General features: G+C 39.9%; 16 protein-coding genes and 1 riboswitch. Of the genes, 14 read left to right on the top strand and 2 right to left on the bottom strand.

Features of this window, described 5'->3' with window-relative positions:
- Positions 1–27: 27 nt before the first annotated feature.
- Both MV676_RS05255 and MV676_RS05250 read right to left on the bottom strand, forming a co-directional pair.
- Positions 28–498 (bottom strand): universal stress protein, encoded by a 471-nt coding sequence (locus tag MV676_RS05255; RefSeq protein WP_022847430.1) that lies wholly within the window; start codon positions 496–498, stop codon positions 28–30.
- 15 nt (positions 499–513) lie between these two features.
- Positions 514–1,479, bottom strand: coding sequence for a DUF814 domain-containing protein (locus MV676_RS05250; protein WP_297445695.1), 966 nt, complete (start codon positions 1,477–1,479; stop codon positions 514–516).
- Positions 1,480–1,552: 73 nt separating this feature from the next.
- On the opposite strand from MV676_RS05250, the gene raiA reads away from it, so the two are divergent.
- The 14 genes from raiA to MV676_RS05180 all read left to right on the top strand — a co-directional run.
- Positions 1,553–2,113 carry a ribosome-associated translation inhibitor RaiA gene (gene raiA, locus MV676_RS05245; protein ID WP_297445694.1) on the top strand — a complete coding sequence of 187 codons (561 nt, stop codon included), beginning with the start codon at positions 1,553–1,555 and terminating at the stop codon, positions 2,111–2,113.
- 36 nt (positions 2,114–2,149) lie between these two features.
- A riboswitch (TPP riboswitch) is annotated at positions 2,150–2,255 on the top strand.
- 83 nt (positions 2,256–2,338) lie between these two features.
- The gene (locus MV676_RS05240) at positions 2,339–3,133 is read left to right on the top strand and encodes a sulfide-dependent adenosine diphosphate thiazole synthase (protein ID WP_022847433.1); all 795 of its coding nucleotides are present in this window, start codon (positions 2,339–2,341) and stop codon (positions 3,131–3,133) included.
- Positions 3,134–3,144: 11 nt separating this feature from the next.
- Positions 3,145–4,449 (top strand): phosphomethylpyrimidine synthase ThiC, encoded by a 1,305-nt coding sequence (thiC, locus tag MV676_RS05235; protein ID WP_297445693.1) that lies wholly within the window; start codon positions 3,145–3,147, stop codon positions 4,447–4,449.
- 88 nt (positions 4,450–4,537) lie between these two features.
- Positions 4,538–4,891: a ribosome silencing factor gene (gene rsfS, locus MV676_RS05230; protein ID WP_297445692.1), complete on the top strand. Its 354-nt coding sequence runs from the start codon at positions 4,538–4,540 to the stop codon at positions 4,889–4,891.
- Complete coding sequence (locus MV676_RS05225; RefSeq protein WP_297445691.1) at positions 4,888–5,307, top strand: 23S rRNA (pseudouridine(1915)-N(3))-methyltransferase RlmH; 420 nt, start codon at positions 4,888–4,890, stop codon at positions 5,305–5,307. The genes rsfS and MV676_RS05225 overlap by 4 nt, the downstream gene beginning before the upstream one ends.
- 40 nt (positions 5,308–5,347) lie before the next feature.
- Positions 5,348–6,391: a selenide, water dikinase SelD gene (gene selD, locus MV676_RS05220; protein WP_297445690.1), complete on the top strand. Its 1,044-nt coding sequence runs from the start codon at positions 5,348–5,350 to the stop codon at positions 6,389–6,391.
- A gap of 196 nt (positions 6,392–6,587) precedes the next feature.
- Positions 6,588–6,851, top strand: a complete 264-nt coding sequence (locus MV676_RS05215; RefSeq protein WP_297445689.1) for a murein transglycosylase domain-containing protein — start codon at positions 6,588–6,590, stop codon at positions 6,849–6,851.
- Between the two features lie 568 nt (positions 6,852–7,419).
- Positions 7,420–7,773, top strand: a complete 354-nt coding sequence (locus tag MV676_RS05210; RefSeq protein ID WP_297445688.1) for a hypothetical protein — start codon at positions 7,420–7,422, stop codon at positions 7,771–7,773.
- A complete protein-coding gene (locus MV676_RS05205) occupies positions 7,706–8,293 on the top strand; it encodes an LPP20 family lipoprotein (protein ID WP_297445687.1) in 588 nt (195 codons plus the stop codon). The genes MV676_RS05210 and MV676_RS05205 overlap by 68 nt, the downstream gene beginning before the upstream one ends.
- The gene (locus tag MV676_RS05200; protein WP_297445686.1) at positions 8,293–9,378 is read left to right on the top strand and encodes a hypothetical protein; all 1,086 of its coding nucleotides are present in this window, start codon (positions 8,293–8,295) and stop codon (positions 9,376–9,378) included. The genes MV676_RS05205 and MV676_RS05200 overlap by 1 nt, the downstream gene beginning before the upstream one ends.
- A gap of 11 nt (positions 9,379–9,389) precedes the next feature.
- Positions 9,390–10,679 carry a PEGA domain-containing protein gene (locus MV676_RS05195; protein ID WP_297445685.1) on the top strand — a complete coding sequence of 430 codons (1,290 nt, stop codon included), beginning with the start codon at positions 9,390–9,392 and terminating at the stop codon, positions 10,677–10,679.
- Positions 10,676–12,514 carry a hypothetical protein gene (locus tag MV676_RS05190; protein ID WP_297445684.1) on the top strand — a complete coding sequence of 613 codons (1,839 nt, stop codon included), beginning with the start codon at positions 10,676–10,678 and terminating at the stop codon, positions 12,512–12,514. The genes MV676_RS05195 and MV676_RS05190 overlap by 4 nt, the downstream gene beginning before the upstream one ends.
- The gene (locus MV676_RS05185; protein WP_297445683.1) at positions 12,511–12,666 is read left to right on the top strand and encodes a hypothetical protein; all 156 of its coding nucleotides are present in this window, start codon (positions 12,511–12,513) and stop codon (positions 12,664–12,666) included. Before MV676_RS05190 ends, MV676_RS05185 begins: the two co-directional genes overlap by 4 nt.
- The coding region (locus MV676_RS05180) for a hypothetical protein (RefSeq protein ID WP_297445682.1) at positions 12,663–12,901 on the top strand (239 nt) is incomplete at its 3' end. The genes MV676_RS05185 and MV676_RS05180, both read left to right, overlap by 4 nt.

The raw sequence follows: 12,901 nt of genomic DNA, 5'->3' as shown, positions 1-12,901 counted from the left end.
CCCTCGCCTGATAAAAAGATTTATCAATTAATCCCTCTTTTTAACAAGCAGTACAGGACACTTCGCTTTTCTAACTACATCATGAGAAACGCTACCAAGAATAAGCTGTGTTAAAAGTCCTTTACCATGAGCACCAATAACAATCACGTTCACATTCTCCTCTTCTGCCACCTTCACTATCTGTCCCGCAGTATTAGAAGCCGCTACTATTTTTAGTTTAACAGAAATTCCCTTATTTTTAAGTTCCTTTTCTAAAGCTTCGGCTCTCTCAATAACATTTAAAAGATACTCCCTATCTGCCCTGGAAAGAACATCCATGGCTTCCCTTTCCTGCATAACGTCCAATCCTTCGGGAAGCTCAACGGAAAGCTCGTTAACGACGTGAACGATTACAACTTCTCTCATTCCTGCACTTTTGAGCCTCTTAACATAATGAAATGCATACTCTGCAAGAGGAGAAAAGTCCGTAGAGTATAAAACCTTTTCAAAAAGCGGCATCCTCACCTCCCCGTATCAAGTCACCCTGTAAGAATCAAAATTTAGCAGGGGCTTTATTTTAATTTCTTCCCTTTTTCCATCCCTTTCAACCGCAACAAGAACAGCATCTCTGTTTTTACCGTCGGAATATCCTGCTACTATTCTTGAAGCAAGTTCAACATCTTCAGGTGAAAAAGAGTGTCTTAAAATAGCAGCAGGACCTGGAATGTCAACCGAGTAAAACAGAATATCCCCACCTTTCACAAAATTTTTAAGAAAAAGATTTTCCTCTCTGTTTCTTCCAACAACAAGCTTACCATCCGAAAGTCTAAAATGTCTGCCTATTTTTAAAAGGGCAATATCTCTTTTCGTCAACTGGTCGTGTTTAATCAAATCTTTTACCTTTTTTGCAAAAGCAGGTTGAGTTAAAAGACATCCACCTGCAGGTGTAGGTAAATCAGCATCTATCCCGAGAAACCTTACAATCTCGGGATACCTTTTCCTTGAACGTCCTTGAATATCTAAAAGCCAATCTCTCTTTATAAATCCCTCTTTTTCATAAACTGTAGGTGGTAAAAGCTTTCCAGAAAGAGGCCTCAGAATTCGTTCTTCAAGACCCGCTATTTTTTCTATAAGCCGCAGAGCCTGAGCTCTTTGTGACATTGGACGCTGACCTACAACTTCGCCTGTTGCAATTATTCCACCGCCGGCAGCCTCTTTTAATTTCCTGAGCATTAAAGCCTTACAATCAATACAGGGATTGGCGTTCTTTCCGTAGCCGTGAGGCGGATTCTTCAAAATGGGCAAAAACTCATCTGTAATGTCAAAAACCTTAAGTTCAACACCTATTCTATCGGCAAGCCCTTTTAATTCACTCTCTTCCTTTCCAAAAAAGGGCGTTTTGAAGTGAACAGCCTCAACATCAAATCCTCTAAGTTTCAGCAATCTTGCGGCAATGATGCTATCAAGACCACCGGAAAACAGGAGAAAAACTTTTTTCACAATACCTCTCTTCTCAATTTTTGGTTTTGGCGTTACTTTAAAATATAAGACCAAAGAAAAAGGAGGACGGGGTATGATGGCGACTCTCAAGCTAAACCTCATCGGAAAAGACCTGGAACTCACAGACGCTCTAAAGTCCATTATTGAGGAAAAATTCAGCCGTCTCGAAAAATATCTTGGAGGTGGAAAAGAAGAAGTATTCGCCGATGTAATCGTTTCAAAGGAAAAATACAGAGCTTCCGTTGAAATAGTAATATACAACATTTTCGATCATACAATCAGAATTAAGAAAGAAACGGACGACCTCTATACATCTATAGATGAAGTCGTTGATGCCGCCGAAAAGCAACTTAGAAGATTAAAAGAGAAAGTACAAAGATCAAGGAGAAACAACAAAGAAGGCGTAAAAGAGTTTTCTCTCATAGAAGAAGAGACTGTAGAAAAACCCATAAGGATTATTGAAGTAGAACCAGAACTTTACAAGCCGATAACCGTTGAAGACGCTGCTGTTAAACTTCTCAGCTCTAACAGAGAATTTGTTGTATTCTGCGATGCTTCTACAAAAAAAGCGGCCGTTCTTTATAAAAGAAAGGATGGAAATTTAGGACTTATAGAAATTCCTTCCTGTACGTGAGATTGAAAAGTTAAAAAACTTTGATAAATTTAAGAATTGAAGCCGCAGGGGTGGGACTTAGTCCCTGAGAGTCCGGGAAACCGGACAACCCTTTGAACCTGATCCGGGTAATGCCGGCGTAGGGAGCGGCTAAAATTCCTACTCTGCGTTAGGATTTTAGCCGCTAACTTCTAAAAGTTAGCGGCTTTTTTATTTTAAGGCAAATTTAATACCGGGAGGAACAGCATGGAGAACCTCAGCGAGATAAAAATCTCAAAAGCAATCATCGAGAGATTCACTGAGAAACTTCTCTCGAACCTTGAAGTTGACGTTGCAATTGTAGGCGGCGGACCTTCAGGCCTTGTGGCCGCATACTACCTTGCAAAAGAAGGACTCAGAGTGTCTCTTTTTGAAAGGAAACTCTCCATCGGCGGCGGAATGTGGGCTGGCGCTATGTTCTTCAACGAAATAGTTGTCCAGGAAATGGGAAGAGAAATACTTGACGAATTCAGCGTTTCATACAGAAAATACGAAGAAGGATACTACACTGCAGACGCCGTTGAAGCAGTAACAACAATAGCATCAAAAGCAGTTAAAGCTGGAGCAAAAATATTCAATGGTGTAACAGCTGAAGATGTTGTGCTCAAAAAAGTAAACGGTCAATATAAAGTTTGCGGCCTCGTTATAAACTGGAGCACCGTTGACATAACAGGGCTGATGGTTGATCCATTAGTTGTTACATCAAATTACGTCATAGACGCCACAGGACACGACGCAACAATAGTTTCAACACTCCAGAAAAAGGCCGGCATAAAACTTGACACAGAAACAGGATGTGTAGTTGGTGAAAAACCGCTCTGGGCTTCTGTAGGTGAAGAAGACACCGTTAAAAACAGCAGAGAAGTCTATCCCGGCATCTACGTCAGCGGTATGGCAGCAAATGCCACCTGCGGTTCCCACAGAATGGGACCTGTTTTTGGAGGCATGCTCATGTCCGGGAAAAAGATAGCAATGGAAATAGCTCAAAAGCTTAAATCTTAACTGGAGGCGTAATGGCTACCCTTGTTGAACTTGTCAAAAGGGGAGAAATTCCCGCAGAAGTAAAAAAGGTCGCAGAAGAAGAAAAAAGAGACACTGAATATATAGTCAACGGTTTAATTGATGGAACCATTGTTATTCCTGCAAACATCTATCACAGAAGCAGGGATAACTTTACGCCGAAAGGTATAGGAAAAGGGCTAAAAACAAAAGTCAACGTTAACTTAGGAACCTCCGCCGACGTTGAAGATATAGAACTTGAGCTGAAGAAATTAGAAGTTTCAATAAAGTATGGCACCGACGCCGTAATGGACCTCTCAACAGGAACCCGGATAGAAAAGACAAGAAAAATTATTGTAGAGCACTCACCCGTAATGGTTGGAACCGTCCCCATATACCAGGCGGTTGTTGAAGCAATAGAAAAGCATGGCTTTATGGGGAAAATGACCGTTGACGAACTCTTTAACGTTATAGAGAGACACTGCAAAGACGGCGTTGACTTTATTACCGTTCACTGCGGCGTGACACTATCTTCATTAGAGCGGCTCAAAAAAGAAGGTAGACTGATGAACATCGTTTCAAGGGGCGGTGCACTTATTGCCGAATGGATGGTTTACAACGAAAAAGAAAATCCACTGTTTGAACACTACGACCGGCTCCTTGAAATAGCCAAAAAGTACGATGTAACACTTTCCTTGGGCGACGGCATGCGGCCAGGGTGTCTCGCAGACGCAACAGACAGGTGTCAAATAGAAGAACTGATAACTTTAGGTGAATTAGTTGATAGAGCAAGAGAAGCAGACGTACAGGTGATGGTAGAAGGACCGGGACACGTGCCGCTCAACCAGATAGAGACAAACATCATACTTCAAAAAAGGCTATGCCATGGTGCACCGTTCTACGTATTGGGCCCTATCGTAACAGACATAGCACCGGGATACGACCACATAACGGCAGCAATCGGAGGTGCAATAGCCGCAAAAGCAGGAGCTGACTTCCTTTGTTATGTAACGCCGGCTGAACACTTAGCACTACCTGATGTTAATGATGTTAAAGAAGGGCTTATAGCATCAAAAATTGCAGGACATGCCGCAGATATTGTTAAAGGCGTACCTGGTGCAATGGAATGGGATATAGAAATGGCAAAAGCCAGAGATGCCCTTGACTGGGAAAGACAGTTTGAACTTGCACTTGACCCCGAAAAGGCAAGAGAATACAGAAACAGAAGGGCTCCAAAGAAAGATGAAGAAACATGCAGTATGTGCGGTAATTTGTGTGCCGTTAAAACTTTCAACGAATACATCAAAAAGAAAAAGTAAATGCAGTATGCCGCCTTAAAAGGCGGCATTTTCTCACCAATACAACCTGTTATAATAAAAGGAAATTAAAAACTTTCTGGAGGTGAACTTGGATACAATTGAAAAACTTAAAACAGCTCTTCAAGCAGCTTCTGACAAAAAAGCTGAAGAGCCTGTAATATTTGACCTTAGAGAATTAAGCGCCCTTGCCGATTTCTTTCTCATCGTCTCATCATCTTCTGACATACACGGAAGAACCATCGCAGATGAAATAACAAAAAGATTAAAAGAAAAAGAAACTCTTCCCATAAGTGTAGAAGGTTACGATCTTGGTAACTGGATACTCATAGACTATGGCGACATAATAATCCACATATTCCGCCCGGAAACAAGAGAACTATATGGACTTGAAAACCTCTGGATAGACGCACCACGCATAGAACCGGTAGAGCTTTTAAAATGATAAAAGTTATTGCCGTTGGAAAGATAGCACCCCATTTAAAAGAAGCTCAAGAATACTATATCAATAGACTAAAAAAACTGACAGACATCGAAATTGTGAAAGTCAAGAAACATAGAACAAAAGAAGACGAAGGGGAACTGTTGCTTTCAAAAACAAAAGGTTTTATCATCGCCCTTGACGAAAGGGGAAAGGAGCTAACCTCAAAAGAGTTTGCAAAACTGTTACAAAAACATCGGCACATCTCTTTTGTAATCGGAGGTGCCGACGGCCTCTCAGAAAATGTCAAAAAAGACTCTAATATGTTGCTATCCCTATCAAAACTAACTCTCCAGCACGACATCGCAAGAATTGTCCTGCTTGAGCAGATATACCGGGGATTCCAGATCATAAAAGGAACACCTTACCACAGGGAGTAAAATATACAATGGCAAATAAAAACTGACTGGCGGAGCAAAAATGGCAGACAAGTTTAAGCTGACAACAACAGTAAGAGCTTCTGGCTGAGGTGCAAAGCTAAGCCCGGTCGGGCTTGAAAAGGTTCTAAAAAATCTCAGCTTATATAGGGATAAAAACGTACTGATAGGACTTGAAACAGCAGAGGATGCAGGTGTCTATTTGTTAAACGAGACCACTGCGTTGATTCAAACTGCTGACTTCATAACACCTGTCGTTGATGACCCGTACATATACGGTCAGATAGCCGTTGCAAATGCCCTATCAGATATATACGCCATGGGAGGCACGCCTATTACCGCAATAAATCTGGTGATGTTCGCCTCATGCAACGTCCCTGAATCTTACTTGCCTAAAATCCTTCAGGGTGGCGCTGATAAACTAAAAGAGGCTGGCGTTTCTCTCATCGGCGGTCACACCGTTGACGATCTTGAAACAAAATACGGACTTGCCGCAACAGGCATAGTTCATCCTGAAAAAATTGTTAGAAATTCTACGGCAAAGCCCGGTGATATTCTTTACTACACAAAACCCTTAGGAATAGGAGTTATAACAACGGCTATAAAAGCTGACATGGCTGACGAAACAACTATAGAAGAAGCATCTAAAGTCATGATAACACTCAACAAAGACACCGCAGAAGTTATGAAAGAGATAGGTGTCAACGCCTGTACAGACATAACAGGATTTGGACTTTTAGGTCATCTATACGAAATGGTGAAATACTCAAAAGTAAACGCAATCATAAATATAAACGCTTTTGATTTTCTTCCTCAATCAATAGAATTTGCTGAAATGGGACTGTTCCCGGCAGCAACCTACGAAAACATAGATTACGTTGGAAACAATGTAACATTTAATAGTAATATCAAAGAAGAGCTACAGCTTTTACTGTTTGATCCCCAAACATCCGGTGGACTGCTCATATCTGTTCCAGAAAATAAAAAAGGCATCTTTGAAGAAAAATGCAAGTTGAAAAACTTAAGTTGCTACGAAATAGGCAAAATAACGGAAAAGGGAACCGGAAAGATTAGAGTCAGAGGATAAAAATCCGGCGAAGACAAGAGGCAAATTTTATAAACACACCTTCTGTAAAGAATCCCTAAATAGTAGGGTTATATAGAAATCTTGCGGAAGGAAAAGTTGGAAAGGGGTATTCTAATTTCTATCGTTATCGGGGGATTATTTATCTCTCAAAATATAAAAGCGGAAAATTTCAATACATATTATCAAAACACATACAATGAGTTTAAAAGTTACAACTCGGAATTTTACAAATACAAAAAAAGTTGATGAAGAACTTGAAGCTTACAAAAAGATAATGGAAGAAGAATTCGAAAATTACAAGAAAAATATTGAGAAAAAGTGGAAAAACCCTATAGTGCTATCACAAAAAGTATTTGTAAAATATAGCAACAACTATAAAGCCCGTAAAATTGTTGACTTTAATAACACAACGGTGAAAATAGAAGTACTTCGGCCACAAAATTACAAAAAGAGCTCCTAAACAATCTAACAGAATTAATAATCGAAAAAACAAAAGATGCGTTTAAAAGAAATCCGGTAATTACAAACACCGACAAGAGGCTGAAACTGATAGCCGCTGGAGCTACAGTAATAAGCCGCCCACCAAACAGTGAATCCATAATAGGCGACATCCTGACAGGAAAAACAGAAATAACCAAAAAAGAGGCTGAAAAAGAAGCCGAAAAAATACTAAAAACGGCAAAGATAATTAAATTAAAAGACAAAGGCGGAACAAAATACACACTCACATTTAAGTTTCCGAAGAATAAGCTATACCTTAAGGCCAGGGAATACAAGCTTCTTGTTGTTTCTATATCTCAAAAATACAACGTGGAATACCCGCTGGCTCTCGCAATAATACACATCAAAAGCAGTTTTAATCCCATGGCTGTTTCATATATTCCAGCGTACGGACTCATGCAGATTGTTCCACAAACTGCCGGAAGAGACGTAACGAAAAATCTATTTGGTAAGCCAATGATTTTAACACCATCATACCTCTTCAATAAGAAAAATAACATAAACATAGGAACGGGTTACTTTATCTCTTGTATTATAAATACTTCTCCGACATCAAAAACCCCGAAAGCAGATTACTCTGCACAATTGCCGCCTACAACGGAGGCCCTGGTGGTGTCGCAAGGGCATTTACAGGAACAACCAAGCTATACCTTGCTGAAAAGAAAATAAACGCAATGACACCAAAAGAAGTTTATAGAGTTCTAACCACAAGAGCACCGATGAGAGAAACAAGAAACTATGTAAAAAAAGTTTATAATGGAATTAAGTTCTATAAAAACTATAAAATTTCTAACAACATCATGGGAGGAAAGAATGAGAGTAAAAAAGCTTCTTACAGCAACACTCATAGGTGCGGCCGTAATGGTTGGCGGTTGTGGTAAAAAACCGGCACTAAAAACAACAGCCGTTGTAAGTACACCCTGGGATGATTTCTGCAACAAGTATGCAAACATAAAAGGTGGTGTAGCTGCGTGTAAGTGTGTATTTGCCAATGATCTTGAAGAAGCCCAAATAGCAAGAGAAGAGGCTGTTGCAGACGCAAGAAGTGAACTCGCAAGAATCCTTGAAGTAAAAGTTATGACAATGGTTAAAAGGTACAAGAACAGAACTGTTGCTGGTAAAAAGAGGTACATGGGAAGCACTTTTGAAGAGGTCGCAAAACAAGTTGCAAAACAATATTTAAGAGGAAGCAGACCAATAAGCACAAAAACGTTCCGTGCCGATGATGGTAGATATGTTGTATGTTCTGTAGTAGCTCTCCAACCAGCTGTAGTCAAGAATATGATTAAAGAGATGGCACAAAAGATGGAGATGTCACCAAGAGACGAAGACATCCTATACCAGGAATTTAAAGCCTATAAAGCTCAGCAGGAACTTGAGAAAGAGATTAAAGGATACTAATGCGAAAAGCGGCTCTCCTGATAACAATAGGACTAACATTGCTATCATACGGATGCGGCAATAAAAAAGTAGTTAAAGTTACGCCTCCCCGGTTCTTCGAACCGGGGAGGCCCCATTTCCCTGGTTCTGTTGGATTTTCAAACCCATGTGTAACAGAGAAAAAGGCTTTTCAACTTGCTAAAAAAAGAGCTCTGCAAAGTTTATGCACAACTCTTAACGTTAACTGTGAAGCTACAATTAAATCACTCAAAATTAGAAAACCAGTTAAATTAAAAAACAAAAAAGTCACATTTCTAACCTACAAATACAAAGACGATAGATTTGTAGCAGGTGAAATATATGCTGCCTTTGCGGGACTAAAAAAACCGACACCACCTTTTAAATACTACAAAGATTGTAAAAGTCCAAGCCTTCAAAAATGCAAACCCAAATGGCTCTGTAACTACGAGATAAAAGGTTATACCGGAGCAGTTGGAATTTCAAATATATCCAGTAACTTTTTCGATGAATACCTATACGCTGTCCGAGACGCTGTTGAAAAACTTGCACTAATATACGGCATCTCTGACAATGGAACCGAAATCAGGAAAAGTATCCGAACGCCCGTTGGTACGTATAAACTTTCAATAAAAGATTTCTCTTTCAAAGCAACAGACCATCCTGAGATTAACTTTCTCGTACGTTCAATGTTTGTCGACAAAAAAGGATGCCTTTTCGTGTATGTCATTACACCGAATATAAAGAAAAAACCCTATCCCACCATAGACGGAAAACTCTGCTGGCTAATAGATCCTTTCTGTCTCAAAAGTAAAGGATACATATACATCGGTTCTGCAGGCGAAAATATCTCTGGCATAAAAGCTCAAATTAAAAAAGCTATAGAAAACGCCCTAATACAGATGGCAAAATTAAAAGGCGTAGAGATAGATACTGAAAGGGTAACTGTAAGATTAAATAACACCAGATGGATCTCTCTATTTACAAAAGAAAATACGACAGAAGTTGTTAAAGGCGAACTCATAGGCATCTACTTTTCACTTTCTGGAACCGTTTTTGCAGGCATAGTCGAATTAAAAAAACCTTAGGGGAGGAGATAATGAAACTAAAAATACTAATTTCAACACTGGGTTTTCCTGTTATTTTGTTCTCCTGCGCCTCTTCACAACCTGCTTCCCAGACCACAACACTTCAGGACGCTGAAATTCAAGCAATACAATCAAAATCAGAAAAGGCATTTGAAGAACTTGAAAACGAATTCCAACCTGAAAAACCATCAACATCCGAAAACACACCAGAAACCATCAGCAAAGAAAAACCAGTCTCTCTCGAAAAAGAAATCGGAACAGTTCCTCAATACAAATCGGGAAAAATCGTTCTAAAAGAGTGCGCCTACGGAAAAGATCAAAAAGACGCAAGAAGCACTGCCGTTAAAAGACTATCACAGGACATATTTTCAAACGTCAGTGCCCTTGAAATTGCACAAAAAAGTCTCAGCAAAGGCAAAATATCCCGCGAATACTTCTCACAAACTGTAATTGGAACAAGAACAATCCTTAAAGGACTCAGATTTCAGGACTTAGGAAGAACGAAAGAAGGCTATAAAGTGTGTGCCATAATAACAGAAGAAGGATTAAAGAAGACTATTGCCTACTTAAGCTCTACACTAAAAAGGGACATGTTGCACCTTTCAAAAGATGAATTACGAAAATTACAAAATCAAGCTTTTATTCTTCTATCTCTTGCAGAATCGGCAAATGACAAAAACACCATTAACTTTGCAATGAAAAAACTAAAATACATAGACAGGCTTCTAAATTTTGGCAGACTTAACGTTAACACCATGCCGGCCAGCGCGGTAATAGTCATAGGGAAAAAGGAATACTCACCCGGAGAAATTATCTTTCTTGAACCGGAAAAAGAGTATTTCATAACTATTAAATCTAAGAGTTACAAAACTGTAAGAAAAAAAATCTACATAGGCCGAGGGGAAGTAAAAAATATCTCCATAGAACTTCCTAAAAAGGTTGAAGGATTCATCCCGGTAGCTATAGAAGCAAACATGCCTTTCGTAACAGACATAGCAAAAAAAGCACTGATAGATAGTGGATTTAACGTTCAAAACCAATCTGAAAACAAGTTAACCATCACGGTCAAAGACTACTCTTCCAGGGTAAAGGGATACACGAAACACGAATTAGAAGTAATAGCTACTTTTTATGCTAACGGTCAACCTATTACAAGTAAAAAAGGAAAAACAAAACCTTTCTTCACAACCGAAGAAACGGAGAACTCCATACTTAAGTCAAAGTTGGAAAAATTAACAAAAGCCGCTTTAAACAGCCTGCTGAACAACATTGACACAAAACGATTAGGAGTAGGAAAATGAAAAAAGCGCTCTTTACACTCACTATTTATCTTGCCCTAACAGGAAACGTATTCGCAGTAGAAAACACCGGCACCCTAACTTCTGACATAACACAGAAAAAATACGAAAGAAAAACCGCTGTCAGCATTGGTGAACTCGAGTTCCAAAAAACGTTTATCAGGCTGCCCGTAATAGACAACACTAAAAGGGGAGCCGCCAATGTAATAACAAGCATTATAAGATCCGTGACGGGGAACACGGTCTATACCTATCCCATAACAGATGCTCAAATCGAAGAGCTAACAAGGACATTTTATAAATATGTAATCACACAACGATTCGATAGGCTTATCATCCTTCCAGATCAGGTTATCTTAATGACAAAAACGGGCGAAGCCACGCTAAATGTTCAACTTCCGCAACCATCCATTCCACAGGGAATTGGTTTAAACGAATACATATCAAAAGTTGAAAGGTACCTAAACAGCAATATCGCACCAATAATGAAAAAACTGATGGAAATCACGTTAGATCAAAGATACAGGGAACTTCCCGAACAGGAGAAGGCAACCTTCATAACGCAAAAAGCTAAAGAACTCGGCCTAACTGCAGAAGTAGCAGAAAAACTAATGAACTCAGGATTCGCCTTTGCAACATACATCCCGACCATAGAAGGAGCCTTTTCTCTTAATATATCTCAAGGCCTTGAAAAACTTACAGCACCCTACAACGCAAAGATCTCTTTACAGGCTAAACCAATCCTCCTCGTATATAAATTCGACGGCGATAAAGGAAATTTCACCTTTTACAAAGAGATCAGGGGAGACTCAGGTGCAACAATTGAAAGCAAACCTCTAAAGGCGCCAATATACAATCAAACCTTCTACCGGGACCTATTTAACAAAACACTCTTTACTACAGTCAAGGCCGCTGCAATAAACACCGGAATGAAACTGAAAGAAGATGATAACTTCGCAATATTCACACCGGCAGAAGAGGTGGAAGATAAAACATTTAAAGCTAAAATTGGTGTAGCAGAAGCCATAAGAATAGATGCACCGTTTGACATATATGAATTTGAGAACGGTAAGAAAGTTTATAAAGGATTCGGTAAGGCAAGAGAAGTGGCCTATAACTGCGAAATTAATTCAACGAACAAGACAAAATTCGACATTATAAAAGGAAAGGCAGAAGAGTATGATTTACTGAGAGAGCATCCATGGAGCGGCATTCTTTTCGGAATTCAGGGAGGAATGACACCGTTTACTGTAACAGAGGTAGCAGGTTACACGGCAGATGGCGGCGGAAATTGGGGCACAATGAGAGTAACCATTGATGCAGATCTTGGCTACATTAGAAACTCTAAATTAGTCTCAGAATGGTGGCTCAGACTGTTCGCCGGCGCCGGGTCAGGCGGCGATGACATCACCATTCCTGCTTTAGGTGCAACAATATCGCCTGACAGTTATATTGAAGGTGGCCTCGGTATTTATAAAAGAATATACCTTGGAACAACAGGACTTGCAGTTACCCCCGGAATAGACCTATCATATAGATACCTCCAGTTTACCGGAACAGGCGGCGATAAGCTGACCATAGGCGCCGTAACAACAACACCCCATGTGGGTGTCGTTTACAACATTTCCGCAAACTTTGAAATAAACGGAGAAATCGGCTACCCTGTCAATGTATCTTCCGACACAACATACACAGACATATGGGGCATCCAGTACACCGGAACTGCCCAAACAGAAGGTGGTATAAACTTCTTTATAGGTGCATCCTACCACTTCGGGATAGTGGGCAGCCTGTCTAAACTTTACTCTGAACCGCCCTCCTGTAGGAGAACAAAATGAAAAGATGGTCCCAAAAAATAACTATGGAAGAATTAAAAAATACAAGAAAAAAATTCAGGAGGAATTTTTATTCTATACCAGAGAATTTGTGCTTCCTCCAGGAAATAGAAGAGAACTTCAAACTATTTGAATATTTTGGGGGGTCACAATGAAGAAAAAAGTAACCTTGCTGTTAGTTGGTTTGCTACTATCAACATCATGTGCATCAACAGGGAAACAGCTCTGCCGTATGTCAAACACCGTTGAACCTCTCTCAAGAGAAGCACAATTTGTTGAGTCTTCAAGTACTGCAGAATACATCATCTTAGCCACGGGAAAAGGCTGCACGGTAGATCAGGCAAGAAACGACGCCAGAAAAGCAGCCATATGGTTTGTTCTCTTTGGTGG

This window comes from Desulfurobacterium sp. (assembly GCF_027028515.1).
In the GTDB taxonomy this organism is placed as follows: Bacteria; Aquificota; Aquificia; order Desulfurobacteriales; family Desulfurobacteriaceae; genus Desulfurobacterium_A.
This window is presented reverse-complemented; position numbering and strand designations above follow the sequence as displayed.

Bases quoted from the DNA above. Each gene is read 5' to 3' on its own strand.
- MV676_RS05255 (WP_022847430.1), bottom strand. From the start codon at position 498: ATGCCGCTTTTTGAAAAGGTTTTATACTCTACGGACTTTTCTCCTCTT.
- raiA (WP_297445694.1), top strand. From the start codon at position 1,553: ATGATGGCGACTCTCAAGCTAAACCTCATCGGAAAAGACCTGGAACTC.
- MV676_RS05240 (WP_022847433.1), top strand. From the start codon at position 2,339: ATGGAGAACCTCAGCGAGATAAAAATCTCAAAAGCAATCATCGAGAGA.
- thiC (WP_297445693.1), top strand. From the start codon at position 3,145: ATGGCTACCCTTGTTGAACTTGTCAAAAGGGGAGAAATTCCCGCAGAA.
- MV676_RS05225 (WP_297445691.1), top strand. From the start codon at position 4,888: ATGATAAAAGTTATTGCCGTTGGAAAGATAGCACCCCATTTAAAAGAA.
- MV676_RS05215 (WP_297445689.1), top strand. From the start codon at position 6,588: ATGAGTTTAAAAGTTACAACTCGGAATTTTACAAATACAAAAAAAGTT.
- MV676_RS05205 (WP_297445687.1), top strand. From the start codon at position 7,706: ATGAGAGTAAAAAAGCTTCTTACAGCAACACTCATAGGTGCGGCCGTA.
- MV676_RS05200 (WP_297445686.1), top strand. From the start codon at position 8,293: ATGCGAAAAGCGGCTCTCCTGATAACAATAGGACTAACATTGCTATCA.
- MV676_RS05195 (WP_297445685.1), top strand. From the start codon at position 9,390: ATGAAACTAAAAATACTAATTTCAACACTGGGTTTTCCTGTTATTTTG.
- MV676_RS05190 (WP_297445684.1), top strand. From the start codon at position 10,676: ATGAAAAAAGCGCTCTTTACACTCACTATTTATCTTGCCCTAACAGGA.
- MV676_RS05185 (WP_297445683.1), top strand. From the start codon at position 12,511: ATGAAAAGATGGTCCCAAAAAATAACTATGGAAGAATTAAAAAATACA.